At 65.1% G+C, this 24866-nt stretch carries 29 protein-coding genes and 1 pseudogene; 20 read left to right on the forward strand and 10 right to left on the reverse strand.

Features of this window, described 5'->3' with window-relative positions; all coding sequences use genetic code 11:
- Window positions 1-16: 16 nt before the first annotated feature.
- The gene (gene hemA, locus LQG66_RS31625) at window positions 17-1294 is read left to right on the forward strand and encodes a 5-aminolevulinate synthase (protein WP_425601369.1); all 1278 of its coding nucleotides are present in this window, start codon (window positions 17-19) and stop codon (window positions 1292-1294) included.
- A 633-nt stretch (window positions 1295-1927) separates the two neighbouring features.
- Here hemA and LQG66_RS31630 read toward each other — a convergent pair.
- From LQG66_RS31630 to LQG66_RS31645, 4 genes are all read right to left on the reverse strand, one after another.
- Window positions 1928-2074, reverse strand: a complete 147-nt coding sequence (locus LQG66_RS31630) for a hypothetical protein (RefSeq protein ID WP_231319728.1) — start codon at window positions 2072-2074, stop codon at window positions 1928-1930.
- Entirely contained in the window at window positions 2071-3156 is a 1086-nt protein-coding gene (locus LQG66_RS31635; protein ID WP_231319729.1) for a YeeE/YedE family protein, read from the reverse strand. The genes LQG66_RS31630 and LQG66_RS31635 overlap by 4 nt, the downstream gene beginning before the upstream one ends.
- Window positions 3157-3239: 83 nt before the next feature.
- Window positions 3240-3590 carry an ArsR/SmtB family transcription factor gene (locus LQG66_RS31640; protein WP_231319730.1) on the reverse strand — a complete coding sequence of 117 codons (351 nt, stop codon included), beginning with the start codon at window positions 3588-3590 and terminating at the stop codon, window positions 3240-3242.
- Between the two features lie 24 nt (window positions 3591-3614).
- Window positions 3615-3989, reverse strand: coding sequence for a thioredoxin domain-containing protein (locus tag LQG66_RS31645; protein ID WP_231319731.1), 375 nt, complete (start codon window positions 3987-3989; stop codon window positions 3615-3617).
- Window positions 3990-4118: 129 nt separating this feature from the next.
- On the opposite strand from LQG66_RS31645, the gene LQG66_RS31650 reads away from it, so the two are divergent.
- Window positions 4119-4853, forward strand: a complete 735-nt coding sequence (locus tag LQG66_RS31650; RefSeq protein ID WP_231319732.1) for a cytochrome c biogenesis CcdA family protein — start codon at window positions 4119-4121, stop codon at window positions 4851-4853.
- Here LQG66_RS31650 and LQG66_RS31655 read toward each other — a convergent pair whose 3' ends face one another.
- Window positions 4854-5573 carry a hypothetical protein gene (locus LQG66_RS31655; RefSeq protein WP_231319733.1) on the reverse strand — a complete coding sequence of 240 codons (720 nt, stop codon included), beginning with the start codon at window positions 5571-5573 and terminating at the stop codon, window positions 4854-4856. It lies immediately after the preceding gene.
- 95 nt (window positions 5574-5668) lie between these two features.
- Here LQG66_RS31655 and LQG66_RS31660 point away from each other — a divergent pair, with 95 nt between their 5' ends.
- The 16 genes from LQG66_RS31660 (at window position 5669) to LQG66_RS31735 (ending at window position 18968) form a co-directional block, all read left to right on the forward strand.
- Window positions 5669-6244: a SoxW family protein gene (locus LQG66_RS31660; RefSeq protein ID WP_425601370.1), complete on the forward strand. Its 576-nt coding sequence runs from the start codon at window positions 5669-5671 to the stop codon at window positions 6242-6244.
- Window positions 6245-6369: 125 nt separating this feature from the next.
- Window positions 6370-6813: a sulfur oxidation c-type cytochrome SoxX gene (gene soxX, locus LQG66_RS31665; protein WP_231319734.1), complete on the forward strand. Its 444-nt coding sequence runs from the start codon at window positions 6370-6372 to the stop codon at window positions 6811-6813.
- 20 nt (window positions 6814-6833) lie between these two features.
- Window positions 6834-7286, forward strand: coding sequence for a thiosulfate oxidation carrier protein SoxY (gene soxY, locus LQG66_RS31670; protein ID WP_231319735.1), 453 nt, complete (start codon window positions 6834-6836; stop codon window positions 7284-7286).
- Between the two features lie 18 nt (window positions 7287-7304).
- A complete protein-coding gene (soxZ, locus tag LQG66_RS31675; RefSeq protein ID WP_231319736.1) occupies window positions 7305-7631 on the forward strand; it encodes a thiosulfate oxidation carrier complex protein SoxZ in 327 nt (108 codons plus the stop codon).
- Window positions 7632-7664: 33 nt separating this feature from the next.
- Entirely contained in the window at window positions 7665-8489 is an 825-nt protein-coding gene (soxA, locus tag LQG66_RS31680; RefSeq protein ID WP_231319737.1) for a sulfur oxidation c-type cytochrome SoxA, read from the forward strand.
- A 25-nt stretch (window positions 8490-8514) separates the two neighbouring features.
- Window positions 8515-10209 (forward strand): thiosulfohydrolase SoxB, encoded by a 1695-nt coding sequence (soxB, locus tag LQG66_RS31685; protein WP_231319738.1) that lies wholly within the window; start codon window positions 8515-8517, stop codon window positions 10207-10209.
- A 5-nt stretch (window positions 10210-10214) separates the two neighbouring features.
- Window positions 10215-11498, forward strand: a complete 1284-nt coding sequence (gene soxC / locus LQG66_RS31690; protein ID WP_231319739.1) for a sulfite dehydrogenase — start codon at window positions 10215-10217, stop codon at window positions 11496-11498.
- Entirely contained in the window at window positions 11437-12183 is a 747-nt protein-coding gene (locus tag LQG66_RS31695; protein WP_231319740.1) for a c-type cytochrome, read from the forward strand. The genes soxC and LQG66_RS31695 overlap by 62 nt, the downstream gene beginning before the upstream one ends.
- Before the next feature lie 26 nt (window positions 12184-12209).
- The gene (locus tag LQG66_RS31700) at window positions 12210-12644 is read left to right on the forward strand and encodes a DsrE family protein (RefSeq protein ID WP_231328028.1); all 435 of its coding nucleotides are present in this window, start codon (window positions 12210-12212) and stop codon (window positions 12642-12644) included.
- Window positions 12645-12655: 11 nt separating this feature from the next.
- On the forward strand, window positions 12656-13558 hold the full coding sequence (locus tag LQG66_RS31705) for an alpha/beta hydrolase (RefSeq protein WP_231319741.1): 903 nt from the start codon (window positions 12656-12658) through the stop codon (window positions 13556-13558).
- A gap of 8 nt (window positions 13559-13566) precedes the next feature.
- Window positions 13567-14007, forward strand: a complete 441-nt coding sequence (locus LQG66_RS31710) for a DsrE family protein (protein WP_231319742.1) — start codon at window positions 13567-13569, stop codon at window positions 14005-14007.
- Between the two features lie 66 nt (window positions 14008-14073).
- The gene (locus LQG66_RS31715; protein WP_231319743.1) at window positions 14074-15174 is read left to right on the forward strand and encodes a YeeE/YedE family protein; all 1101 of its coding nucleotides are present in this window, start codon (window positions 14074-14076) and stop codon (window positions 15172-15174) included.
- 251 nt (window positions 15175-15425) lie between these two features.
- A complete protein-coding gene (locus LQG66_RS31720) occupies window positions 15426-17114 on the forward strand; it encodes a methyl-accepting chemotaxis protein (protein WP_231319744.1) in 1689 nt (562 codons plus the stop codon).
- A gap of 352 nt (window positions 17115-17466) precedes the next feature.
- Entirely contained in the window at window positions 17467-18009 is a 543-nt protein-coding gene (locus tag LQG66_RS31725) for a YeeE/YedE thiosulfate transporter family protein (RefSeq protein WP_231328029.1), read from the forward strand.
- Between the two features lie 9 nt (window positions 18010-18018).
- Window positions 18019-18576, forward strand: coding sequence for a YeeE/YedE thiosulfate transporter family protein (locus LQG66_RS31730; RefSeq protein WP_231319745.1), 558 nt, complete (start codon window positions 18019-18021; stop codon window positions 18574-18576).
- A 50-nt stretch (window positions 18577-18626) separates the two neighbouring features.
- Window positions 18627-18968 (forward strand): rhodanese-like domain-containing protein, encoded by a 342-nt coding sequence (locus LQG66_RS31735; RefSeq protein WP_231319746.1) that lies wholly within the window; start codon window positions 18627-18629, stop codon window positions 18966-18968.
- Between the two features lie 165 nt (window positions 18969-19133).
- Here the strand turns inward: LQG66_RS31735 and LQG66_RS31740 are convergent, their stop codons facing one another.
- A complete protein-coding gene (locus LQG66_RS31740; RefSeq protein ID WP_231319747.1) occupies window positions 19134-19769 on the reverse strand; it encodes a DsbA family protein in 636 nt (211 codons plus the stop codon).
- Complete coding sequence (locus LQG66_RS31745; RefSeq protein ID WP_231319748.1) at window positions 19766-21868, reverse strand: protein-disulfide reductase DsbD family protein; 2103 nt, start codon at window positions 21866-21868, stop codon at window positions 19766-19768. The genes LQG66_RS31740 and LQG66_RS31745 overlap by 4 nt, the downstream gene beginning before the upstream one ends.
- A gap of 487 nt (window positions 21869-22355) precedes the next feature.
- Between LQG66_RS31745 and LQG66_RS31750 the strand changes: the two genes are divergently transcribed.
- Window positions 22356-22496, forward strand: coding sequence for a hypothetical protein (locus LQG66_RS31750; protein ID WP_231319749.1), 141 nt, complete (start codon window positions 22356-22358; stop codon window positions 22494-22496).
- A gap of 46 nt (window positions 22497-22542) precedes the next feature.
- Here the strand turns inward: LQG66_RS31750 and LQG66_RS31755 are convergent, their stop codons facing one another.
- From LQG66_RS31755 to LQG66_RS31765, 3 genes are all read right to left on the reverse strand, one after another.
- Window positions 22543-23430, reverse strand: coding sequence for an MBL fold metallo-hydrolase (locus tag LQG66_RS31755; protein ID WP_231319750.1), 888 nt, complete (start codon window positions 23428-23430; stop codon window positions 22543-22545).
- 70 nt (window positions 23431-23500) lie between these two features.
- Window positions 23501-23704 (reverse strand): YgaP family membrane protein, encoded by a 204-nt coding sequence (locus LQG66_RS31760; protein WP_231319751.1) that lies wholly within the window; start codon window positions 23702-23704, stop codon window positions 23501-23503.
- Between the two features lie 86 nt (window positions 23705-23790).
- Window positions 23791-24459, reverse strand: coding sequence for a Crp/Fnr family transcriptional regulator (locus tag LQG66_RS31765; RefSeq protein WP_231319752.1), 669 nt, complete (start codon window positions 24457-24459; stop codon window positions 23791-23793).
- A gap of 148 nt (window positions 24460-24607) precedes the next feature.
- On the opposite strand from LQG66_RS31765, the pseudogene LQG66_RS31770 reads away from it, so the two are divergent.
- Window positions 24608-24760, forward strand: a pseudogene (locus LQG66_RS31770) (TolC family outer membrane protein); the annotation flags it as partial.
- Window positions 24761-24866 lie beyond the last annotated feature (106 nt).

The following is a 24866-nucleotide window of genomic DNA, read 5'->3' on the forward strand; positions in this document are numbered from 1 at the left end:
CCGGAGTCGTTCGATCATGAACTATCAAGCACGGCCGTTCGGCCTTCTTCCCGAATACGACGCGATGTTCCGCGGGGCATTGGATCGGCTGCGCCAGGAACGGCGCTATCGTGTCTTTGCGGATCTTGAACGTCTGGCGGGCCGCTGCCCGCACGCGATCTGGCATTCGCCGGAGGGCGAGCGTGAGGTCGTGATCTGGTGCTCGAACGATTATCTGGGCATGAGCCAGCACCCGAAAGTCATCGGCGCCATGATCGATGCCGCATCGCGCATGGGCACCGGTGCCGGCGGCACCCGCAACATCGCGGGGACGAACCACCCGCTCATCGCGCTCGAGCGAGAGCTGGCCGATCTCCACGGCAAGGAGGCCGCACTGGTGTTTACTTCGGGTTATGTTTCCAACGAAGCGGGGATATCGACCATCGCCAAGCTGCTGCCTGGATGTTTGCTGCTATCCGACACGTTGAACCACAACTCCATGATCGAGGGCGTCCGCAAGGCCGGTGTGGAGAAGCAGATCTGGCAGCACAACGACACGGAGCATCTCGAGCGGCTGCTGCGAGCAGCTGATCCCGAAAGGCCCAAGCTGATCGTGTGCGAGAGCCTCTACTCGATGGACGGCGATATCGCGCCGTTGCATCGAATTTGCGATCTGGCCGAGCGCTACGGCGCGCTCACCTATGTCGACGAGGTGCATGCGGTCGGGATGTATGGCCCGCGCGGCGGCGGCATAGCTGAGCGCGACGGGGTCATGGGTAGGATCGACATTGTCGAGGGCACGCTGGCAAAGGCCTATGGCTGTCTCGGCGGCTATCTTGCGGCCGGGGCGAACCTGATCGATGCGGTGCGCTCCTACGCCCCTGGCTTCATTTTCACGACGGCATTGCCGCCGCCGGTCTGCGCAGCCGCGACCGCTGCGATCCGGCATCTGAAAGTCTCGACAGCAGAGCGCGTCCGGCATCAGGATCGAGCCGCGCGCTTGAAGTCGGTCCTGATCGCAGCAGACCTGCCGGTGATGCCGAGCGAGAGCCATATCGTGCCGGTGCACGTCGGCGATCCCGAGAAGTGCAGGGCGGCATCGGACCTGCTGATGTCGGAGCACGGCATCTACATCCAGCCGATCAATTACCCCACTGTTCGGCGAGGAATGGAACGCCTGCGTCTTACACCAACGCCCTATCACGATGATGCGCTCATGGACCGGCTGGTCCATGCGATGGTCGAGGTGTGGGACAGACTCCATCTCCGTTACCGCCGGGAGAGCGGCCGGCCGCGCGGGGACGAGACGCCATAGCGCCGTCTGCGAACGGTTGGATCAGAAATCGTATGTTCGGCTGGCGTGGGGAAAGGCGGTAGCGCTCCCCCGCTACCATCGTTCCCCATAGTCCCTTCACATATGTCTCCTCGCCTCTCAGCGAGTTGAGACGTTCAGAGATGTCTACGCTGACCCGGCGGGCCGCGTCTCGTCCCGCCCACAGGATGACTTTCTCAACGAGGTCTGGGATCGCTTCCGTGGCCCCCACGTCTCCCTCGCTCACACCTCGTGAGCTTTCGAGCCGGACCGATTGTTCCTCGTAGCGCCTCAGAATGGACCGGTGGGAGTGCGATGGCTCGCGGCGCTGGGGGCGCGCTCCGCAATTCGGCAATGTCTCGCTTCCGGTCGGCATCCAGAGCCGTGGACTTGGGTCCGAGAATTGCGGGATCGCCATGATCCTTGGCGATCGCGTCAACCGGTCGATCAATCTCTCGGTTCGGTTGGCCGAGCTGCTGGTCCAGTCGTCCTCTCTTGGCGACGGTTGAGGCTGCAAGGCGTTTCCTCTCGTCCAGCTAGGTCTTCACATATTCAGTAGAGACCTTCGGTGAGCGCATCTTCCGCTCGCAGACCGCCGAGCACTGTCCGCTTGAGTCGAGGTCGAACGACTTCGCGTCAGAACAGCCGCCACTCTCCTTGGCCCCAGAGCACCGGACCCGAACCCGCCCGGAAGAGAGTTCTGCTGTTGAGTTCAGACTTGCCCATCCGCGCCGTGATCCAACGGGCGGAGATGCGGATGGTGATGCGGCCGTCCTTGGTCACGACGGCATGCGCAGCAGGTTGCGCACGGCCGGCCGCCACTCGCCGGTCATGGTATATTCGAGGCCGAGCCGTGCACCGCATGTGATCGCCAGCATTGTGATCGGAGCGGACACGGCGAGCGCAGAGAATGCCGAGAGGCCCTGGCCGATCGTGCAGCCCATAGACATGACGCCGCCGGTGCCCATCAGCAGGGCGCCGACCATGTGACGTTTCAGCTCGCGCGCGTCGTCGCAGGCTTCCCAGCGAAACACATGCGAGAACATCGCCGCGACGAACGAGCCCAGGATCACGCCCGCCACCGAGCCGATCGCGAAGTCGGCATGGCTGCCTGAGAGCGTGGCGATGTAGAGCACGGTGTTGCCGAGCGGGGCGACGAAGGTCAGCGATGCCACGCGCGCCGGATCGAAATCGTCATTGCCGAGCCAGCCGGTCGCGAACCAGCCGAACGCCACGGCAAGGCCGACAGCGAGGCCCGAGAGCAGCAGCCGCGGCGATCTCACGAGGCGCCCGTCGGCCAGCGCCCCGGCGGACAGCGCGACGGCTGCGATGGAGACGACCATCGGCCGCGCATACGATCCAAGCGCCGCCGACAGCAGGACGTCCATGCCCTGGGTCATCGTCTCGGGCAGACGCAGCGACAGTGGCTCGATCAGTGCAACGCGCAGGAAGCCGGTGAGCCCGCGCATCGCGGCCAGGGCCGAGACGCCGAGCACCAGGAAGACGACGATGGCGCGCAGATCGCCACCGCCGATGCGGACCAAGGTTCCGAAGCCGCAGGTGCCGACCAGGGCCATTCCGATTCCGAACAGGAAGCCACCCAGGATGGCGCCGCCGAGCGGAATGGATGAGGTCAGATAGATGGAGCGTGAGAGATCGACGAGGCCGAACGTGGCGAGCGACTGCGTCGCGACCAGCGCCACCGCCGCTGCCAGAGCGAATGATTTGAGCCGTCGCGTGTCCGCGCCGAAGAAGGCGTCTTCCAGCATCGCGAGCGTGCAGAAGCGCCCGGCTCGTCCAGCGACGCCGAGGACGGCGCCTGCGAGCAGGCCACACGCGAACGTCAAGACAGACGGACTGAGCATTCCCCCGCGACTTCCTTGGTTGGTTTCCCGGCACTCTGCGTCAGGACCGGCCAGGAAGCCAGAACTCTTGCGCGGCTCCGGTGCTAGCGCCGGCGCTTGCGGACCGGCTCGCAGAAGACGTCATAGATCGCCGTCAGGATCTTGCGAACGTCGTCGCTCGCAAGGCTGTAATAGATGGTCTTGCCGTCGCGCCGGGTCGTCACCAGCCGGTCGAGCCGCAAACGGGCGAGTTGTTGCGAGACCGTGGACTGGCGCTCGCCGAGGAACTGCTCGAGCTCGGTGACGGATTTTTCGCCTTCGGCGAGGATGCAGAGCAGCAGCAGCCTGGACTCGTGGGACAGCGCCTTCAGCATCTCGCTGGCTTCGCGCGCTTTTTCGATCATCTGCTCGAGTTCGGCAGACGTTTCGATGTCCTTGAGCTTCGGCAATGGCATGGATCCTGGATCCCTCGATTCCTGTCAGGTACGGGCCTGCGGCCTGTTTGTAGCATTCATTATACGGCCGAGCAGCCCAAAGAAGAACGCCTCGCCGGGATAGCCGCGGATACGTCCGATTTCGCGCCCCTGGTCCACGATCACGAAGGTCGGGGTGAATGCGCCCGGGTCGATCCCGGCAAGGTCGGCTGGCAGGGGCTTGCCAAGATCGACCCGCCGCAGGGGAGCGTCGCGCCCTTCGTCCGTCTTGGCATAGATCGGCGCGATCTCGGCATTGAACCGGGCGCACCAGCCGCAGCCGGCACGTTCGAACATCACGAGCTCGGAGGCGGCGGCCGGCAACGAGAGACACAGGCCGGTCACCGCCGCCCATGCGAATTTTGCGATTCTGCGCGACATGCCGCCATCCTCTTCTGGACTTGCCGCCCAACCTATCATTAAATTCGAATATGTACTAGTGCTCCGTTTCCGAAGCCCGCTCCGCCCAGTCGGGCGGCATGCAGCGCGGCCGGCGGGCTGGGAGGATGGATGGATCTCGACGTCACGCTGGGCGCTGCGTTGGCCGCGGGCCTGCTGTCTTTCCTGTCGCCGTGCATTCTGCCACTGGTCCCGCCGTTCCTGTGCTACATGGCCGGCGTCTCGGCTGCCGACACGATCACCGAAGCCGGCATCGTGCAGCGGCGGCGGACGATCCTGACCGCGCTTTGTTTTGTCGCCGGCTTTTCGCTCGTCTTCGTCGGTCTCGGCGCCACCGCTTCGGTGTTCGGACGGTTCATCGCCGGTCATCTCAGCCAGCTCGGCATGGTTGCCGGCCTCGTCATCATCACGATGGGGCTGCATTTCCTCGGCGTGTTGCGGATACCGCTGCTGTACCGGAGCGCGACGATTGACCTCGGCAGCAAGCCGGCCGGCCTGCTCGGCGCGTTCATGATGGGGCTGGCCTTCGCCTTCGGTTGGACGCCGTGCGCGGGGCCGGTTCTTGCCGCCGTCCTGATGATGGCCGGCGCGGAGGCGACGGTCGGAAAGGGCGCTCTGCTACTCGCCGCCTACTCCGTCGGAACGGGCATCCCGTTCTTGATCGCCGCTGCCTTCACCGGGCAGTTCATGACCATGCTCAAGGGGATCAAGCCTCATCTGCCGCTGGTTGAGAAGACCATGGGCGGCTTTCTGGTCCTGACCGGTGCGGCCTTCCTCTCAGGGATCATTCCGTGGATGTCGGAATGGATCTTCGAGCGCTTTCCGTCGCTCGCCACCATCGGCTGATCAGCCGAAGCGGAAGTCCAGCAGATTGACGAAGGACTGCAGCTCGATCTGGTAGCGATGCACGAGGCCCGCATCGCCCGTACGCGCGGCACTGCCGATCTCGCCTGCACTCGCAATGGCGCCGTCGATCAGGCGGCGGAATTCGGCCTGGCCCGCAATATCGGGCGGAGCGAGGCCGTTGCAGCGCTGCAGCCGCTCGCGCAGCGCGGTGCCGGCCTGGACGACCTCGCTGGTGTCTGCCTTGGCAGCTCCAAACCGTGTGGCGACACTGCGCAACTCGTCCATGGCCGATGACAGGTCGAACACGCAATCGCTGAGCTCGACGACGCCCGCCTCCCGTCTGAGTGCGTGAAGAGCGCGGCGCAAAGTTGCGATGTCCGCCGCGGCGCCTGCGCTGTCACCGGCCGTGAGCGCGTCGTCCGCCATGCTCAAGCGCTCGCGTCCGGTCGCGAGCAGATCTGCGAAGGACTTGGCAACGTAGGGTGCGATTGGCTGCTCCGTGAGCCGGCTGAGCTGCGTCCAGGCGCGCCTCGCATCATCGAGCTCGATCTGCGCCAGGGCGATGTTGCCCGTGCGTCCATAACTCGCTGCCGTGCGCAGGCCGGCCATGGCCGACTGCATGAGAGCGGGAAGATCATTGCTGTCGCCGGCCTCTGCACGAGGCCCGTGGCCAAAACACCAGAGGAGAAGAAGCGACAGCATGATGGCGCGGCGCAACATCGAATGTCCTTTTCACATTCTGTTATTCGAATATTATGTATCGAAAGTTCTCGGACTTGGCAAAGCGCGCGAGCAGGCTCATGACCTCAAACTGGATGATGACGCGACGCGATCTGGTTGCGCTGCTGCCTGCCGCGGCCGCCCTCGGCGCGATGCAGAGGCGTGCGCGGGCGGAGGCCGTGCTCGGTGACGACGGGCTCTACCATCAGCCGTGGTTTCTCAACAGCTTCCTGGACCTGCGCGAGGATCTCGAGAGCGCAGCGTCGGAAGGCAAGCGGCTCGCGATCATGTGGGAGTTGCGCGGCTGTCCGTATTGCCGCGAGACCCACCTTGTTAACTTCGCCGACCCTGGAATCACGGACTACATCCGCACCAATTTCGAAGTTCTGCAGCTCAATCTGCTCGGCGCGCGCAAGGTGATCGACTTCGATCGCAAGGAGCTCACCGAGAAGGAACTCGCCGAGCGCTACGCGATCCGGTTCACGCCGACGTTCCAGTTCTTTCCTCCATCCGCAGACGGTGTCGATTCAAAAGAGCCGCTCGCACGCGAGGTCGCGCGCGCGCCGGGCTATCTCAAGCCGCCGCATTTCCTCGCGATGTTCCGCTTCGTGCGCGACAGGGCCTATGAGCGCGGTACCTTCCGCGACTATCTCGCGTCTTCGAAGGGGTGAGTGCGCTGCCGCATCGAAATTGGCTTGACACCAATCACATTATCAAATCATAATTCGTGAATATGATGGACCGTAAGTCCATCGCATGAGCAGGCGAGGGGGAGCCTCGTCGTCAGGGTGGAAACATGCGCCGTTTGATTCCGGCCGCCTTGTTTTGCGCGTTGCTGTCGGCAACGGCGCGAGGCGACGAGCCGATCAGGCTCGACGTCGTCGACGACGCCATGCCGAAATCCCTGACGGGCGCGCCTGGCAATGCCGATGCTGGCAAGAAGGTGTTCCTGACGCGAACGCTCGGCAACTGCCTCGCCTGCCACCAGGTCTCCGCGCTGAAGTCCGAGGAGTTTCACGGCGAGTTCGGACCGTCGCTCGACGGCGTCGCCGGCCGCTACAATACGGCGCAGCTGCGCCTGATCGTCGCCGACCCCAAGCGCATCTTCACCGACACGGTGATGCCCGCCTTCTACAAGAACGACGGACTCGGTCGCGTCAGGCCGGAGTTCGTCGGCAAACCGGTCCTCACCGCCGCGCAGGTCGAGGACGTCGTCGCCTTTCTCGAAACATTGAAATAACCGCCTCTGGAGGATGATGCATGGGCGCAATCAACAGACGACAGGCATTCCTTCTCGGCGGCGGCTTCGTCGCCCTGACGGTGATGCCGATGGCCGCCAACGCCGAGCCGAGCAACGACGCGGCCGAGTTGATCAAGAAGTTCACCGACGGCAAGGAAGCAGCCAAGGGCAAGATCACGCTCGATCTGCCTGAGATCGCCGAGAACGGCAACACCGTGCCGCTCGCGCTCACGGTCGAAAGTCCGATGACATCAGACAACTACGTCAAGGAAGTGCTGTTCGTGGCCGACGGCAACCCGAACGCCGGCGTTGCAACGCTGATGTTCACGCCGATGTCCGGCAAGGCCGAGGCATCGATCCGCATCCGTCTGGCGCAGACGCAGAACGTGATCGCGATTGCCAAGATGAGCGACGGTTCGCTCTTCACCGAGCGCAAGACCGTCAAGGTTACCATCGGCGGCTGCGGCGGCTGAGACAGGGGAGAGACGAACATGGCAGACAAGCCGCGCATCAAGCTTCCGAAGGAAGCCAAGAAGGGCGAGATCATCCAGATCAAGACGCTGGTCTCGCATCTGATGGAATCGGGCCAGCGCAAGGATGCGCAGGGCAAGCCGATCCCGCGCAAGATCGTCAACAAGTTCGCCTGCGAGTTCAACGGCAAGCCGGTGTTCTCCTGCGCGCTCGAGCCCGCGATCTCAGCCAATCCGTACATCCAGTTCGACGCCAGGATCGACGAGGAAGGCACGTTCAAGTTCGCCTGGACCGATGATGACGGCTCGGTGGTGGCGGCCGAAGAAAAGATCGCGTTGAAGGGCTGATCGTCGGCGTGTGATCGCTACGGGGAGTGATGGATGTCCATTCGCTACGTTTCTCTCGCTGGTCTGGCGATGGCGGCGCTGGTCCTCTCGGCGATCGCAGCGTCCGGCCAGGAGGCGGAACGGAAGGGCATTCCGGCGCCTCCCGGTCACGTATTCCAGACCATCATCTCGGGCTATCAGTTCCGCACCAAGGAGACGCGCGCGCTCCAGGACGACGACCTGGAGAACCCCGGTTTCCTTGCGGTGGAGCGGGCGGCCGACGTCTGGAAGGCGGTCGACGGCAGCGAAGGCAAGTCGTGCATGAGCTGCCACGGCGAGGCCGAGACGACCATGAAGGGCGTCGGCGCAGCGATGCCCAAATGGAGCGAGAAGCTCAACAAGCCGGTCAATCTCGAGCAGCAGATCAACATCTGCCGAACCGAGCACATGAAGGCGCAGCCCTGGGCGTTCAAGTCCAACGAGCTGACCGACATGACGACCTTCGTCCGCTCGCAGTCGCGGGGCATGCCCGTGGCCGTGAAGACCGACGGCCCGATGTCGCCATGGTTCGAGAAGGGCAAGGAGATCTACTATACGCGGGTCGGCCAGCTCGATCTCGCCTGCGCCTCCTGTCACGAGAAGAACAACGGCAAGTTCATGCGCGCCGATTTTCTCAGCCAGGGCCAGACCAACGGCTTTCCGACCTACCGGCTGCGCGATCAGCGCCTGATCCCGCTGCACGAACGCTTCGAGGGCTGCATGTTCGACGTTCGCGGCGTGCCGTACAAGCCGCTGTCGGACGAGTTCCTCGCGCTCGAAGTCTACGTCGCATGGCGCGGCATCGGTCTGCCCGTCGAGACACCGTCGGTCCGCAACTGAGGCGCGGACGCAAGGAACAAGCATCATGATATCGCGTCGCGAATTCGTTCAGGTCGCGTTGGCGGCGGCTGCTCTGACGGGTGGCGCCGGCCTCGCCGGCACGCCCCACGCCTTTGCCCAGCAGAAGCTGACGGAGAAGGAGCTTCTGGCGTTCGATCCCGTCGGCAACGTCACCTTGGTGCACGTCACCGACATCCACGGCCAGCTGATGCCGCTGTATTTCCGCGAACCGTCGACCAATCTTGGTGTCGGCGACGCCAAGGGGCAGCCGCCACACGTCACGGCTAAGGATTTCCTCACCCGGTTCGGCATCGCGCCGGGATCGTCGTCCGCCTATGCGCTGACCTCGGAGGATTTCGAGGCGCTCGCCAAGACCTACGGGCGGATCGGCGGACTGGACCGCGCTGCCACGGTCATCAAAGCCATTCGCGCCGAGCGCGGCGACAAGGTCGTGCTGCTCGATGGCGGCGACACCTGGCAGGGATCATGGTCGTCGCTGCAGACCCGTGGCCAGGACATGATCGATTGCATGTCGCTGCTGAAGCCGGACGCGATGACCGGCCATTGGGAGTTCACCTACGGCACCGAGCGCGTCAAGCAGGCGGTCGATGCGCTCGGCTTTCCCTTCCTCGGCCTGAACATCCGCGACACCGAGTGGAACGAGCCGGCCTTCGAGGCCTCGACCATGATCGAGCGTGGCGGCGTCAAGATCGCCGTGCTCGGGCAGGCCTTTCCGTACACGCCGGTCGCCAATCCGCGCTGGATGATCCCGAACTGGTCGTTCGGCGTGCGCGAGGAAGATGTCCAGATCCAGGTCGACAAGGCGCGCGAGGCCGGCGCGGGTCTCGTCGTGCTGCTGTCCCACAACGGTTTCGACGTCGACCGCAAGCTGGCGAGCCGCGTCAAGGGACTCGATGTCATCCTGACCGGCCACACCCATGATGCGTTGCCTGAGGCCATCAAGGTCGGCAAGACGTTGCTGATTGCGTCGGGCTCCTCCGGCAAGTTCGTTTCGCGGCTCGATCTCGATGTCAAGGATGGCGAGGTCAAGGCCTATCGCTACAAGCTGATCCCGCTGTTCTCCGACGTGATCACGCCGGATGCGGCGATGGCGGCGAAGATCGCCGAGGTGCGCAAGCCGTTTGCCGCGGATCTTAGCCGCGCGCTGGGACGCACCGAGACGCTGCTGTATCGTCGCGGCAATTTCAACGGCACCTTCGACGATCTGATCTGTCAGGCGCTGCTGCAGGAGCGCGATGCGGAGATCGCGCTGTCGCCGGGCTTCCGTTGGGGCACCAGCGTGATGCCGGGCCAGGACATCACCTTCGAGGACGTCACCAACGCCACCGCGATCACCTATCCTGCGGTCTATCGCATGGGCATGACGGGCACGCGCCTGAAGGAGATCATCGAGGACGTCGCCGACAATCTGTTCAACGTCGATCCCTACTACCAGCAGGGCGGCGACATGGTTCGCATCGGCGGCATGTCCTATGCGATCGATGTCAACAAGCCGCAAGGCGCCCGCATCTCCGACATGCGCCTGATCAAGACCGGCGCCGCGATCGATCCGGGGCGCGAGTATCAGGTTGCTGGCTGGGCCAGCGTCAACGAGGGCACGCAGGGGCCGCCGATCTGGGAGGTCGTGTCGAGCTATCTGCAGCGCCAGAAAACCGTTCGTCTCGAGCCCAACCGGGCCGTCAAAGTCTCCGGAGTGTGAAGACGATGTCGAAGGACAAATCTCTCTTGTCAGCATCACGCCAATCGCGGCGCGGCTTTCTGACTGCAGCCGGCGGCCTTGCGGCCACTGCGCTGGCGTCCTCGGCCCGTGCCGGCGCAGGAAATCTGGCCAACCAGCCGCCGAACGTGCCGGAATGGACGCGCACCCTCGGCGAGGGCGTGGCCGTGCGCCCCTATGGCAAGCCGTCGAAGTTCGAAAAGGATGTCATTCGCCGGGACGTCGAGTGGCTCACCGCGTCACGCGAATCCTCCGTCAGCTTCACGCCGCTGCATGAGCTCGAAGGTATCATCACGCCGAACGGGCTGTGCTTCGAGCGCCATCATGGCGGTGTCGCCGACGTCGATCCTGCCGATCACCGGCTGATGATCCATGGTCTGGTCGAGCGGCCCTTGACGCTGTCGCTCGACGAGCTCAAGCGCTATCCGCGCGTCAACCGCATCCACTTCATGGAATGCGCGGCCAATTCCGGCATGGAGTGGCGCGGCGCCCAGCTCAACGGCTGCCAGTTCACGCATGGCATGATCCACTGCGTGCAATACACCGGCGTCTCGCTGCGCACGCTGCTCGAGGAGGCCGGCGTCAAGACCAACGGCAAATGGTTGTTGGTGGAGGGCGCCGATTCCGCGTCGATGGATCGCAGCCTGCCGATCGAGAAGGCGCTCGACGACTGCATCATCGCCTACAAGATGAATGGCGAGGCGCTGTATCCCGAGCAGGGCTATCCGATGCGGCTGGTCGTGCCGGGCTGGCAGGGCAATCTCTGGGTCAAGTGGCTGCGCCGCATCAAGGTCGGCGACCAGCCCTGGCACACCCGCGAGGAGACCTCGAAGTACACCGACCTGCTGCCGAACGGCAAGGCGCGGCGCTTCACCTGGTCCATGGATGCGAAGTCCGTGATCACGAGCCCGAGCCCGCAGGCGCCGATCAAGCATGGCAAGGGTTTCACGATCGTCTCGGGCCTCGCGTGGTCGGGCAGCGGCAAGGTCAGGCGCGTCGACGTCTCGCTCGATGGCGGTCGCAACTGGTGGCCAGCGCGGATCGACGGCCCGGTGCTGGATAAGGCGCTGACCCGCTTCTACTACGAATTCGACTGGAATGGCGAGCCGCTGCTGCTGCAGTCGCGGGTGCAGGACGAGACCGGCTATGTCCAGCCGTCCAAGGCCGAGCTGCGCAAGGTCCGCGGCTACAACTCCATCTATCACAACAATGGCATCCAGACCTGGCACGTGCAGGCAAACGGTGAGGTCGAGAATGTCGAGGTCGCCTAAGCTCATCATCGCTGTCGCGCTGGCCTCGCTTGCGGGCTCGGCGGCGCTCGCTGGTGGTTCGAGCGAAAAGCCCGAGGCCAAGCCGGTGCAGAGGTTCAATATCGGACGTGCGCCGACGACTGAGGAAATCCGCGGCTGGGACATTGACGTGCGTCCGGACGGGCAGGGCCTGCCGGTCGGCAAGGGCACCGTCGCCCAGGGCGAGAAGCTGTTCATGGACAATTGCGCGAGCTGCCACGGCGAGTTCGGTGAGGGCGCCGGCCGCTGGCCGGTGCTTGCCGGCGGCAAGGGCTCGCTGACATCAGACAATCCGGTCAAGACGGTCGGCTCGTACTGGCCTTACGCCTCGACACTGTTCGACTATGTCCGGCACGCGATGCCGTTCGGCAGTCCGCAGTCGCTGAAGGTTGACGAGTACTATGCGCTGGTCGCCTATGTGCTCTATCTCAACGACATCGTGACCGATCAGAATTTCGAGTTGAGCAACGGCAATCTCGCCACGATCAAGATGCCGAACGAGGCTGGTTTCATCATGGACGACCGGGCCACGAGCGAGAAGGCGTTCTGGCAGAAGGAGCCGTGCATGAAGAACTGCATCGCGCCGGTCAAGATCACGGGACATGCGACCGCGGTCGATGTCACTCCGGAGGAGGGTAAGGACGGGAAGCCTCGAGGGGTCGAGTGACGGTCATCGGATGCAGTCGCCGTCAGATCCTGCTGGCGGTCGCATCCGGCGCCGTGGCCGGCATCGGCACGGCGAGGGTCGCAGCAGCAGCCGAGCCGCACAGGCTCGCGCTGCAGATCAGCGACGAGGATCCGGCGAAGATACGGGCCGTGCTCGACGTCGCCGCCAATGTGTCCCGTCACTATTCGGGCGAAGGCGGCGAGGTAGAGATCGTCATCGTCGCCTTCAATGGCGGGCTCGACATGTTGCTGGCCGACCGGTCGCCGGTGAAGGAGCGGGTGATCGGCTTTTCGAAGTCGATGCCCAATGTGAGCTTCATCGCATGCGGCAACACTTTGGAGACGCTCGCGAGCAAGGAGGGACGGCAGCCGCCTTTGCTCGACGGCGTCACGGTGGTCAAGGCCGGGGTGGCGACCTTGCTGGAGCTGTCGGAGAAGAACTGGACGATCGTGCGTCCCTGAAGGGTTTGACGATGCGGTGGTGGCTCGCTCTCTTGATCTCGTTCGTCGCAACGGTCGCCCTTGCCGCGGAGGAGCCGCGCGAGGTCGTTATCGGCGGCCGCGTCGCGCTCGGCACCTTGCGGCTGTCGGCGCGATCGGGGCCGGATGTGCCGCTGGTGCTGATGACCCACGGCACGCTCGCGCACAAGGACATGGAGACCATCCAGGGCTTGTCCAAGGCCTTGGCCGAGCGCGGCATCGCCTCGCTCGCGCACAACCTCGTGCTCGGCCTCGATCGCCGCACCGGCATGTACGATTGCGCCAACGATCACGACTACGCACCGGACGACGCGATCGCGGAGATCGCGGCCTGGGTGACCGAGGCGCGCAAGACGTCGTCGCGCGTCTTCGTGCTCGGACATTCGCGTGGCGCCAACCAGGTTGCGCGCTATCTGGCATCGACTCCAAAAGCCGCGGTCGAGGGCGCGATCCTGCTGGCGCCGGCCACCGCAGGCATCGAGGCCAGCCTGAGAGCGGCTTATGCCGAGAGCTACGGCCAGCCGCTGGCGCCGCTGCTCGACAAGGCAGAAGCCGCGATCTCCGCCGGGCGCGGCGGCGAATGGATGTCCGTGCCGGGCTTCATCTATTGCCGCGATGCCAAGGTGACGGCGCGCGCCCTCGCCGCGTTCTATCGCGCCGACCGGCGTCAGGACACAGCGGCCTTGATTGCCGAAGTGAGTATTCCGGTCCTGGTGCTTGCAGCCTCGCAAGACAAGACGGTGCCCGATGTGGCCGCATCGTTCGCGCCGCTGGCGTCACGCGCCGGCGGCCGGGTCCGGCTGGAGACGATCGACGATGCGGATCACTTCTTCCGCGATCTCGCGGCCGAGGATGCCGCCGATCGCATCGCAGGTTTCATTGCTGCAACGCGTTAGGAGCAATCATGGAACGACGATCTTTGATGCAAGCCGGGTTCGCCGGCCTGTTCGGAATGCTCGGCATCGCCAGCGCACGCGCGGCGACGGAGTCGCCCCGGCAGCGGGTCGCCTATCATCTCGCCGATCAGGATCGCGCCTTGTTCGTTCTCGGCAACATCCAGAATCACGTCGATGGCACCGGAGGACCGGGGCGCGCGGACATCCGCCTTGTGATTCATGGTCCGGGGCTGCGCGCCTTTCATGCGATCTCGGCCGATCAGACCATCTCCGCGCTTGCCGAACGCCTGATCAAAGCGGGTGTCGGTTTCGACGCGTGTGCCAACACCATGAAAGCGCAAGGCGTGAAGCTCGACGATCTGCTGCCCGGCTTTGCAGTGGCGGAGAAGGGCGGGGTGGTGCGTCTCGCTGAGCTGCAGCAGAGCGGATACGCCTATCTGCGTCCGTGACGGACGCATGTCTTTGCCGATGCCGACCGGTGCGTCGAGCGGCAGACCTGAACGACGAGAGCGCCCGTGCTCACCGTATTGATCGACCTTCTGGGTGAGGAGCTGGTGTCGCTGCTCGGCGGGCTCGTGGTCGGCGGTGCGTTCGGCTTCTTTGCCCAGCGCAGCCGCTTCTGCCTGCGCGCGGCCACCATCGAGTTCGCGCGCGGGCATGGCGGCCCGCGCCTCGCGGTCTGGCTGCTGACCTTCGCCTCGGCGCTGCTCGGCACTCAGGCGCTGGTGGCGATGGGCCTGCTCGACGTCTCGGAAGCGCGCCAGCTGGCGCAGCAGGGCAGCATATCCGGTGCGATGATCGGCGGCACCCTGTTCGGCTGCGGCATGATCCTGGCGCGCGGCTGCGCCAGCCGGCTGCTGGTGCTCTCCGCCAACGGCAATCTGCGAGCCTTGCTGTCGGGCCTGATCTTTGCGGTCACCGCGCAATCCGCCTATCACGGTCTGCTCTCACCGTTGCGCGAGTGGCTGACCAATCTCTGGCTCGTCGATGGTGGACCGTCGCGCGACATCATGAGCGTGTTCGGCGGCGGCGTGCCTGAGAAGCTCGGCTTCGGCATGCTGTGGTTTCTGGCGGGATTGGCCGCCGTGTCGAAATTCCAGATCGGGGGGCGGATCCTCCGCTCGGCGGTGGCAACCGGCGCAGCGGTCGCAGCCGGCTGGCTCCTGACCTATCAGCTCGGGCAGGCGTCGTTCTCGCCGGTGCCGCTGAAGAGTCTCACCTTCAGCGGCCCCTCGGCCGAGCTGCTGATGCAGGTGCTAGCCAGCACGCAACTCAAGCCGGGCTTCGATCTCGGCATCATCCCGGGCGTCTTCATCGGCTCATTCGTCGCGGCCGCGCTGGCGCGCGAGCTCAATCTCGAAGGATTCTCGGACGGGCGCGGCATGCGGCGCTATCTGGTCGGCGCCATTCTCATGGGCTTCGGAGCAATGCTCGCCGGCGGCTGTGCCGTCGGCGCCGGCGTGACCGGAGCGTCGGTGTTTGCGCTGACCGCGTGGATCGTGCTCGGGGGCATGTGGCTCGGCGCTGCCATCACTGATCTCGTCGTGGACCGCTGGCTGTTCGCAGCCAAGGCGGCGCAGAGCCCGGTCCAGTTGCCCGCCGCGACGCCTTCATAGATCATCGTGAGGAAGCCGAGTGCGCTCGTATTGCAGCATCGGAAGGCGACGTCTGGAGACTCGATCGCACGTGTCGCAGGCGTCAACGGTTGGCGTGTCGGCACGCACTCGGACTGCCGCGCCTGAGAACGACATTTGCAGATCCCAGTTCGTTAACCAAATTGCGAAGGTCTGACGTTACCGTCACGAGCGGCACGGCGCCATCGTGCGGTGGACCGATACGAACCGCGGGGCAACGAAAGGCAGGCGAGATGTCGCAACTCTCGATTCGAGCAAAAATGGCCGCAGTTATTGCGCTGCTGCTGGTGGCCATGACCGTCGTCGGATTGCTGGCCGTGCGCGGCATGCAGACGATCAACACGCACACCGAACAGATCGCCAAGAACTGGCTGCCGAGCGTGCGCGTTCTCGGTGAGCTGCGCTCCGCGATCAATCTCAATCGAGCCCAGCTCCGCGCCTACATGACGGCGGACACGGCTGAGGAAAGGGACAACCTCGACCGCAATATGAAGGCAACGCTCGCGGCCATCGCGGCGGCGCGCCGCTCCTACGAGGCGATGATCTCGTCGGCCGAGGAGCGCAGCCTGTTCGAGAGCTGGTCGCAGGGTTGGGAGCAATACGTCAAGGCGGCGGATAGTGTACTCGAGGTTCTGCGCGCCGGGAACGGCAATGCGACCAAGCAGGCGAGCGATTTGTTCAACAAGACGGTCCGGAGCATCGCCAATCAGTCGGACGAATATCTGAAGAAGCTGATCGACATCAATAACCGCGGCGCCGACGCTGAGACGAAGATCGCCGCCGATGGCTATGCCCAGGCATTCGCATTGATGTCGGCGATCATCGTCCTTGCCGTTCTCGTTGGCATTGGGATCGGAAGCTGGTTCATTCGCGACATTTCCCGGTGTATCGCCTCGATCATCCGGCCGATGCAGGCGCTCGGCGAGGGTAACCTGACGACGGAGATTCCCTATCGCGGCCAGAACACCGAAGTGGGCATGATGGCCGACGCCCTGGAGGTCTTCAAGACCGCTTTGATCGCCAAGAAGAACGCCGACGATATTGCGTCGAAAGAGGCGGAGGTGAAGCTGGAGCGCGGCCGACGGCTTGACGAGATCACGGGCCGCTTTGAGGCCGCGGTCAGCGAGATTGTCGAGACCGTGTCCACGGCATCAAGCGCATTGGAAGGTCACGCCGGCGGGCTCAGCAACACGGCCACTCGCGCGCAGAATCTGGCGACGTCCGTCACCGCTGCGTCCGAGGAAGCCTGCACCAATGTGCAATCGGTGGCATCCGCGACCGAGGAACTGTCTGCATCCGTCAACGAGATCAGCAGACAAGTCCAGGATTCGGCCCGGATGGCCAATGAGGCGGTGGCGCAGGCCCGCAAGACCAATGAGCAGGTCAGCGAGCTCTCGAAGTCTGCTGCGCGCATCGGCGACGTCGTGGAGCTCATCAACACGATCGCCGGACAGACCAATCTGCTCGCGCTCAATGCCACGATCGAGGCCGCGCGCGCCGGCGAGGCCGGCCGTGGCTTTGCCGTGGTCGCATCCGAGGTCAAGGCGCTGGCGGAGCAGACGGCCAAGGCCACCGGCGAGATCGGCCAGCAGATATCCGGCATCCAGTCCGCCACCCAGCAATCGGTCGGTGCGATCCGGGAGATCAGCATCACGATCGAGAAACTGTCGGAGATTTCGTCGACGATCGCGGCGGCCGTGGAGCAGCAGGGCGCCGCGACGCAGGAGATCTCGCGCAACGTCCAGCACGCGGCTTCGGGGACGCAGCAGGTCTCGGCCAACGTCACGGATGTGCAGCGTGGCGCGGTCGATACCGGCAGCGCCGCGTCCCAGGTTCTGTCCGCTGCGAAGTCGCTGGCCGGCGACAGTGCGAGACTGAGCCTGGAAGTGAAGAAGTTCATCGCCGGCGTGAGGGCGGCCTAGCACATCGCGCCGCTGCGAGCGGTGGAGGTTCGACATCGCCGCGATTTTGCCGGCCGGGCTCGGACGCTCAACGGGTTGTCCAGGGCTGGCCCACTCGCCAGTCATGGCGGCCGCGCCGGCGTGCGAGCCATATCTCGCAGGCTTCTCGCACGGGCGCGGCATGCGGCGTTCTCTGGTGGCGCCGGCAGTTCGCCGCCAACCCGACGCTGACCCCGGTGCAGCGCACAGCGCAGCCGATCGCGGCAGCACCCTCATAATTTATATTCACAAGTTCGAATAGACGAATATAATAGGCGCATGTCCGGTCGCGGCGCTGGGCCGCGCGAGCAGGGAGGGCGGCGTCATGACGATGATGACCGACGTCATGGTCAAGGATTCACGGAAGTCCAAACGGATCGACTGGTCGCCCTATCTGGTCGGCGCCGGCATCGGCATTCTCAGCTGGGTGGCCTTTGCCGCATTTGGCGACCCGCTCGGCGTGACGACCGCCTTTTCGCGTATCGCATCGCTGTTTGCCGCGCCGGTGATCGGATCCGATGCCGTCGCCGCCAACAGCTATTGGAAATCGATGCCGCTGAAATGGGACTATGGTGTCTGGTTCCTGGTCGGCATTCCGCTCGGCGCCTTCCTGTCGGCGATCATCTCGGGCACGTGGCGGCTCGAGCTGGTGCCGGAGGTGTGGAAGCAGCGCTTCGGTCCCTCCGTGTTCAAGCGCTTCGTCGCTGCGTTCCTCGGCGGCATCGTCATCATGTATGGCGCGCGTCTGGCCGGCGGCTGCACCAGCGGGCACGGCATCTCGGGCGGGCTGCAGCTGGCACTTTCCAGCTGGCTGTTCCTCGCCGTGATGTTCGCGACCGGTCTCCTGGCGTCGCGCATCATGTTCCGCAAGGCATAGGAGAAGGTCATGACGTCACTGATGATCATCGCCGGCCCGCTGCTGATGGGCGCCGTGTTCGGCTATCTCTTGCAGCAGGGCAAGGTCACGAGCTGCAACGTGATCGAGAACCAGTTCCGGCTGCGTGACTTCACGGTACTGAAGGTGATGGGCACTGCGATCGTGGTCGGCGGCATCGGCGTGCTGCTGCTGGTCGATACCGGCAACACCAAATACTACGTCAAGGATGCCAACATGCTGGCCGTCGCGCTCGGCGCGGCGCTGTTCGGCATCGGCATGGTGGTCTACGGCTACTGCCCGGGCACCGCGCTCGGCGCCATCGCCAGCGGCAGCGTGCACGCGGCGGTCGGCGCGTTCGGTATGATCGTCGGCGCCATCCTCTACGCACTGAGCTTCGACTGGGTGAAGGCCCACATCCTCAATGTCTGGGCGCTCGGCAAGGTGCGGCTGCCCGACATCACCGGCGTGCCGGACGGCGCCTGGTTCGCTGCGCTCGCGATCGGCGCCGGTGCTTTCTTCTTCTGGGTCGAATCGTCCGAGGCCAAGGCGAGGCGTGCGCAGGGCTAGTTGCTCTGGCCGTCGTGGCCGGTCCTTCGTCAAACGGTGAGGTTCCTCCAATGCTATCAGGACTGTTCAGCAAGCTTACCGGATCGGCCAGCGTGCCGGCGATCGAGCACGATGAGCTGGTACGGGCGCATCGGCAGCGGAGCTGCGTGATCGTCGACGTGCGCGAGCCGCATGAGTTCAAGGGCGGTCACATTCCCGGCGCCGTCAACCACCCGCTGTCGCGCTTCGATCCCGACAGCCTCGTCCACGACAAGCCCGTGGTTCTGATCTGCCAGGCCGGCGGTCGCTCGGCGACCGCGCTGCGAAAGGCATTGTCGGCGGGACGGCAGGATATTCGCCACTATGCCGGCGGCATGAGCAGCTGGCGGTCGCGCGGCGGCCCGGTTGCCTGATCATCCGGTTAGGGCGCGGCCGGAGTGAGCCGTGACGTTTGTCGGGATCGTCCAAGTCGCCAAAGCGGACTTGGCTCCGACGTCAGCTCTCGCGGTCGGAGCGGCCACGCGAAAGGTCCGCGTGGCCGAGGTCCGGAGCGCCAATCGCTTCGAGGCCAGTCGCTGCTATTTGTTCGCCGCGGCGCGTGCATCGGCAATGGCCTGTTTGAAGGCCTGGATATTCGGGGCGCCCGGCACGCGGAAATGGCCGATGATGAAGGCCGGCGTGCCACGGAAGCCGAGGCCTGTGGCCTGCTCATGGTTGCGCGCAAGAACCTCGTCGATGTCGGCGCGCTTGGCTGTGAGGTCGGCCTTTGCGCGGGCGAGGTCGACCCCGGCGGCCGTGAGCGCAGCATCGACCTTGGCCTCTGACAGCTTCTCATTGAGCGAGATCAGCGCCTCATGCGCCTCGGCGAACTTGTCCTGATATTTGGCGGCCAGGGTGAGACGGGCCGCGTAGATCGAGGCGCCGCCGAAGATCGGCCAATCCTTGAAGACCAGTCGCACGTGACCGTCGTCGCGGACCACCTTCGCGAGGTCCGGGCTGATCTTGCGGCAATACGGACATTGGTAGTCGAAATACTCGACGATCGTGATATCGCCGTCCGCGTTGCCGACGGCGGGAATGGCGGGATCTCGCAGGATGCGCGCTTCGCTCAGGATGTCGGTGTCATCGTCTTCGGCGCGGGCCTGCAGCGGCAGGATGGCGGCTGTCAGCAGCAGCAACGTCGCGAGGGATGCGGCAAGGCTCGTTCTGGTCATGTCTTGTTATTCTCCGGATGAGGGCGGGTGGATGCGGTGTCGATCGCGTCGAGCACGATCTGTGGGGTGAGCAGCTCTGGGAGCAGGATTCCGGCCGGCGCACCTGGGCCGAACACGACGTTGAAAGGCAGCCCATAGCGGCCGAAGGATCTGAGGTAGGTCGCAATCGCATCGTTGGGCGAGGTCCAGTCCGCCTTGATGGCGACGACGCCGGCGGTGAGGCGGCTCCGGACGGCCGCGCTGTCGAGCACGAGCTTCTCATTGACCTTGCAGGTGATGCACCAGCTCGCGCCGATGTCGACGAACACGGTGTGGCCGGCGCGAACCTGCGCTGCGATCTCGGCTGGCACCAGCGGTTGCCACGCGATCCCGGTCGATTGCGCCGTCCCGACCGGCTGCACATAGGTGGCGGCCATCAGCGCCATCGTGACGACGATGCCGGCTCCGGCAACCGTCCTCCGCAACGGGAAGCGGAGTGCGGTCATGATCAGGAGCGCAACGAGCAGCGCGCCGGCAAGGATGATGGCGGGGGCAGGCCCACTGATGTCCGAGAGCACGATCAGCAGCCACAGCGCGGTCGCGGCCATCGCGAGCGCTGCGAAGGCGCGCAGCTTCAGCATCCAGCGTCCCGGCCGCGGGAACAGCGCGGCAAGGCGCGGCGCCGCTGCGAGACAGAGATAGGGCGCAGCCATCCCGAGGCCGAGCCCGGTGAACACGAGCACGATCTGAGGCGCCGCCTGCGACAGCGCAAAGGCGACGGCAGTGCCGACGAAGGGAGCCGAGCACGGCGTCGCCAGCAGCGTCATGACGAAGCCGTTCACAAGATGGCTTGCGATCGTGCGCTGGCTCGTGACGGCGCCGAGGCGGCCTGCGACCCACCACGGCAGGGTGATCTCGAACAGGCCGAGCAGATTGGCGCCGAACGCGGCGAGCACGATGATCATTGCAATGAGGAAAACAGGCTGCTGAAACTGCAGGCCCCAGCCGACTTCGGCGCCGGTCGCCTTCAGGCCTGAGAGGACGAGCGCGAGGCTCACGAATGACGCGACGATGCCGGCGGCCGTGGCCAGGAATGCCGTCCGCGGCGAAGCCGAGCGCCCCGGCTCATGATCGACCAGTGACACCAGCTTCAGGGACAGCACCGGAAACACGCACGGCATGAAGTTGAGAATGAAGCCTCCGAGCAGCGCGATGCCGAGAATGGTCCAGATCGATGCGGCGGCGGGGTGAGGCGTTGCCGTCCCCGGAGCGGCGGCAGCGGGCGCAGCTCCGGCGGCGTTCACGGCAAGCGTGGTTTCGATCGATCTGTCGCCATCAACCAGCGTCACCCGAAGCCTGTCGATCGGACCGGCCTGATCGAGACCCTGCACCGGCACGGTGATCCGGACGCCGCCATCCGACGTCCTGCCCACCCGCGCGCGGCCGCCGGAGACTGCGTCATTGCCATCGAGAAAGACGTCCGGTGCGACTAGCGGCGGGGAGGCCTGCGCGTCGAGCAGCAGCTGCGGCTTGGCTTGACGATCGAGGCGCAGGGCCGTGATGGACAGCCCGGGCAACGTCTCGCGCGGGACGCTGTGCCGCCATTCGTCGATCTGCGCCTGATCGTTCGGCTGGCGTGTCGCCGTGGGGATATCGGCCTCGAGCTGCGCCTCCTGCTGGGTGCAGATGACAGAGCACACGAACAGGACGGCCTTCAGAGCCAGATGCGCCGGAGCCGTCCCGTCCTGGAGCCGTACCCGCAAGGGAAACAGCACGTGCTCGTCATAGCCGAAGGTGTCGATGTCCTGCTCGGTGAAGCGGCGCGGCGCCGGCCATTCGACGGTGACGTCAGCGATGTTGCGGGAGCCGGACCAGTCGAATTCGGGCGGTGCGCCGGCATCGCCGGCTGAGCGCCAATAGGTGTGCCAGCCCGATCCGAGCCTGACATCCAGGCCCGCCCAGGCCTCGGTCGGACCGCCGTCGGCTCGCGCGACCTCGCCGACCAGCAGGCGTGTGTCGACCTCCGGCTTGTGCGGCAGGCCGCCGGCTGCGGCCATCGTTGGGGCCAGATGGAACGCCCCGAGCAACAGGGTGGCCAGGCCGAGTTGACGAATGGACATGAAGAACTCCCTCGCGCTGATCGCGCACGGCATGGGCAGCCGCGCTGCCGCATTCGGCGTCGGGCGAGCCCGCTCACCGGTCGCCGGAGCCGATCCGGTCGAGATGCGATCGATAAGGATATTCGTCCGCGCAAGCCGCCGCGTTACGTCGCGTGCGACAAGGCGACGGAGATAGGCCTAGGAGAGCCGACAGGGAGGGCGGTAGGGCGAGGACGCGTGGCACTGCGTCAACAGCGCATCATCGTGCGGTCGCCATGTCAGCATCTGAGGCGCCGCAACCGGCTGCGCAGTCGCACCGTCGCTCGTCGGAATGGCCGTAACACCCGCTCCGGCAAACGGGCAGATGTTGATGGTGCCTGGAAGCACCGCCTTCTTGCACGGCTTTGGCGCGTCCGTCCCGGTGCGAGACCACTGACGCGTCGCATCGGCTTTACCGGCCGTCGCGGCCGCAGCCGACTCGAATGCACCGAGAAGAGGAGCCAGGCCCATGACGATCGCGATCATCGCCGCTGCCAAGCGGCGCATCATCGCATGCATCGTGAGAACGGGACGCCTCATCGGGGATCATCAGCTCCAGTCGGAACTGGTCGCGCAAACCCGCCGTGTTTGGCAACTGACATCTTCGTGACGCTGCAGTGGCGCAGCGAGTGGTGGCGCTTGTACATGATTTGTTGTCAGAGCACGTTGATCGGGACCTTCAGGAAGGTCTTGCCGGTCTCGTCCGCAGGCGGGAGATGCCCGGCCCGAATGTTGACCTGCAGCGAGGGAATGATCAGGCGGGGCATGCCCAGTGTCTTGTCGCGGGCCTCGCGGAGCGCGACGAACTCGTCCTCGGTCATTCCGTCCCGCGCATGGATATTGTGCAGTCGTTCCTCGCCCACGGTCGTTTCCCAGCGCACGGCGCGGCCGTTCGGGCTGTAGTCGTGACACATGAACAGCCGGGTCTCGTGCGGCAGCGTTTCGAGGATCTTACGGATCGAGCGAAACAGCGTGCGCGCATTGCCGCCGGGGAAATCGGCCCGCGCAGTGCCGCCATCCGGCATGAACAGGGTGTCGCCGACGAAGGCCGCATCGCCCATGACATGGGTGGTGCAGGCGGGCGTGTGCCCCGGCGTGTGCATCACGAACGCCGTCATCGCGCCGATGCGGTAGGTGTCCCCGTCCTTGAACAGGCGGTCGAACTGGCTGCCGTCGCGGCGAAACTCGGTGCCCTCGTTGAAGACTTTGCCGAAGGTCTCCTGCACGGTCAGGATATGCTCGCCGATGCCGACCTTGCCGCCGATCCTGCCCTGGATGTAGGGCGCGGCGGACAGATGATCGGCGTGCGCGTGCGTCTCGATCAGCCATTCGGGCTGCAGACCGTTCAGCTTCACATAGTCGATCAGCATGTCGGCCGACCGCGTGCTGATACGGCCGGCCGCGTAGTCGATGTCGAGGACGGGATCGATGATCGCGCAGGCCGCGGACGACGGGTCCTTCACGACGTAACTGATCGTGCTGGTTTCCGGATCGAAGAAACCCGCGACCTTGGGCTGCACGCGCGGATCGATGGGATGGGACATGGCTGCTGCTCCACGATGAAGCTTGCCGGGCGGCACCGTCGCCCAGGCGTTGTCTGTCGTCCTGGCCGATCTAGGACGTTGCGCCGGACCTGGTTCCGCAGGTGTTGATGCCGAGGATCGCGTAGGGCGGGCACCAGCCGATCAGCGCCGTACCGAGCGGAATCAGACCCAGCAGACCCCACAGCGTCTGCGGGCCGATGATGGTGAGGCTCAGGATGGCCAGTCCCACGATGATCCGGATCAGCCGATCGATCTTGCCAACGTTCTGTGTCATCTCGCGCTTCCTTTGCCTTGTGATGATGAGACCATAGAATGCGGTGCCGGGACGGTATGTAACTAAGTCACCAAGCCAGGTGCTTTCTAGCCATGCTGCGCAAGCTGCGAGAGCGCCGGCCCGTCGGTGATCTCGACCGCCCCGCGAGTCACTCGCAGCCAGCCGCGCCGCGCGAATTCGTTGAGCTGACGGCTGATCACCTCCCGCGCGCTGCCGAGCTCGTTGGCGAGGTCCTGGTGCGTCGCGGCGATGTGCTGCTTCGGTCCGGCGAGCTCGAGAAGCTTCTGCGCCAGTCTCACGTCGATCCGCTGAAAGGCGACCTCCTCGATGATGCGGAAGAGGTTCGTGACCCGGCGGCTGAACGCTGTGAAGACGAACTGGCGAAATTCGCGTGAGCTCGCGATCAGCGTGTCGAACATCGTGCGGGGGATCGCCACGGCGCGTATTCGCGTCTCCGCGATGCCCTCGGCCTGGTATTCCTCGTAGCCCATCAGGCAGGCGGTGGTGAGGGCGCAGCTTTCGCCGGCCTGGACGCGGTAGAGCACGATCTCACGGCCGGACTCGGACGTCTGCTGCACGCGAATCGTCCCGTCCAGCAGCAGCAGAAAGGACTCCGGCGCCTGACCGGGACCGAAGATGCGGCTGCCTTCAGGAAGCTCGACGATCAGGCTGGTATCGCGCAGCTGGACGAAAAGGTCGTGCGGCAGCTGTCGAAGCAGCGGGAAGGCGTGGGTCCAATCGTCCTTGTGCGCCATCACGGTGCATCGGCGGATATGGCCGTCATCGCAGCGACGTCGAAAGCAGAGGCGAAGAACGGCTCCATGACGAACTCCCGATACCTTCCCTGCGAATACCGGTATCGCGGGCGCGGTCGTCTTCGATTGAGCTACATCAACGTCGAAACGGCCGATCGCGGCACTGCGCGACCGCGTGATCGCGTCCTACACGCTGCTCAGCGCCGTCGGCCGCCTCGACGTCCATACCCTCGGCCTGAACACGCCGGATTATCTGCCCGAACTGCACTATCATCAGGTTCGTGACGCCTGGCACGGGATCCCCCGCCGTCGGGGCAGTCGCGCGACGTCTCGGAGGAAAGAGCACGCGCGCAAGAACGTCGGGCAGAGTTACCGCCCCGCGCCGCCCGTCATTCGAGGCAGGTCCA

The organism is Bradyrhizobium ontarionense (assembly GCF_021088345.1).
GTDB lineage: Bacteria > Pseudomonadota > Alphaproteobacteria > Rhizobiales > Xanthobacteraceae > Bradyrhizobium > Bradyrhizobium ontarionense.

Coding starts and splice junctions, on each gene's coding strand:
- soxZ (WP_231319736.1), top strand. CDS start 7,305: ATGGCAGACAAGCCGCGCATCAAGCTTCCGAAGGAAGCCAAGAAGGGC.
- hemA (WP_425601369.1), top strand. CDS start 17: ATGAACTATCAAGCACGGCCGTTCGGCCTTCTTCCCGAATACGACGCG.
- LQG66_RS31760 (WP_231319751.1), bottom strand. CDS start 23,704: ATGACACAGAACGTTGGCAAGATCGATCGGCTGATCCGGATCATCGTG.
- LQG66_RS31650 (WP_231319732.1), top strand. CDS start 4,119: ATGGATCTCGACGTCACGCTGGGCGCTGCGTTGGCCGCGGGCCTGCTG.
- LQG66_RS31750 (WP_231319749.1), top strand. CDS start 22,356: ATGACGATCGCGATCATCGCCGCTGCCAAGCGGCGCATCATCGCATGC.
- soxC (WP_231319739.1), top strand. CDS start 10,215: ATGTCGAAGGACAAATCTCTCTTGTCAGCATCACGCCAATCGCGGCGC.
- soxB (WP_231319738.1), top strand. CDS start 8,515: ATGATATCGCGTCGCGAATTCGTTCAGGTCGCGTTGGCGGCGGCTGCT.
- LQG66_RS31695 (WP_231319740.1), top strand. CDS start 11,437: ATGGCATCCAGACCTGGCACGTGCAGGCAAACGGTGAGGTCGAGAATG.
- LQG66_RS31655 (WP_231319733.1), bottom strand. CDS start 5,573: ATGTTGCGCCGCGCCATCATGCTGTCGCTTCTTCTCCTCTGGTGTTTT.
- soxY (WP_231319735.1), top strand. CDS start 6,834: ATGGGCGCAATCAACAGACGACAGGCATTCCTTCTCGGCGGCGGCTTC.
- LQG66_RS31645 (WP_231319731.1), bottom strand. CDS start 3,989: ATGTCGCGCAGAATCGCAAAATTCGCATGGGCGGCGGTGACCGGCCTG.
- LQG66_RS31640 (WP_231319730.1), bottom strand. CDS start 3,590: ATGCCATTGCCGAAGCTCAAGGACATCGAAACGTCTGCCGAACTCGAG.
- LQG66_RS31745 (WP_231319748.1), bottom strand. CDS start 21,868: ATGTCCATTCGTCAACTCGGCCTGGCCACCCTGTTGCTCGGGGCGTTC.
- LQG66_RS31765 (WP_231319752.1), bottom strand. CDS start 24,459: ATGGCGCACAAGGACGATTGGACCCACGCCTTCCCGCTGCTTCGACAG.
- soxX (WP_231319734.1), top strand. CDS start 6,370: ATGCGCCGTTTGATTCCGGCCGCCTTGTTTTGCGCGTTGCTGTCGGCA.
- LQG66_RS31720 (WP_231319744.1), top strand. CDS start 15,426: ATGTCGCAACTCTCGATTCGAGCAAAAATGGCCGCAGTTATTGCGCTG.
- LQG66_RS31660 (WP_425601370.1), top strand. CDS start 5,669: ATGATGACGCGACGCGATCTGGTTGCGCTGCTGCCTGCCGCGGCCGCC.
- LQG66_RS31740 (WP_231319747.1), bottom strand. CDS start 19,769: ATGACCAGAACGAGCCTTGCCGCATCCCTCGCGACGTTGCTGCTGCTG.
- LQG66_RS31705 (WP_231319741.1), top strand. CDS start 12,656: ATGCGGTGGTGGCTCGCTCTCTTGATCTCGTTCGTCGCAACGGTCGCC.
- LQG66_RS31710 (WP_231319742.1), top strand. CDS start 13,567: ATGGAACGACGATCTTTGATGCAAGCCGGGTTCGCCGGCCTGTTCGGA.
- LQG66_RS31725 (WP_231328029.1), top strand. CDS start 17,467: ATGACCGACGTCATGGTCAAGGATTCACGGAAGTCCAAACGGATCGAC.
- LQG66_RS31735 (WP_231319746.1), top strand. CDS start 18,627: ATGCTATCAGGACTGTTCAGCAAGCTTACCGGATCGGCCAGCGTGCCG.
- LQG66_RS31635 (WP_231319729.1), bottom strand. CDS start 3,156: ATGCTCAGTCCGTCTGTCTTGACGTTCGCGTGTGGCCTGCTCGCAGGC.
- soxA (WP_231319737.1), top strand. CDS start 7,665: ATGTCCATTCGCTACGTTTCTCTCGCTGGTCTGGCGATGGCGGCGCTG.
- LQG66_RS31755 (WP_231319750.1), bottom strand. CDS start 23,430: ATGTCCCATCCCATCGATCCGCGCGTGCAGCCCAAGGTCGCGGGTTTC.
- LQG66_RS31730 (WP_231319745.1), top strand. CDS start 18,019: ATGACGTCACTGATGATCATCGCCGGCCCGCTGCTGATGGGCGCCGTG.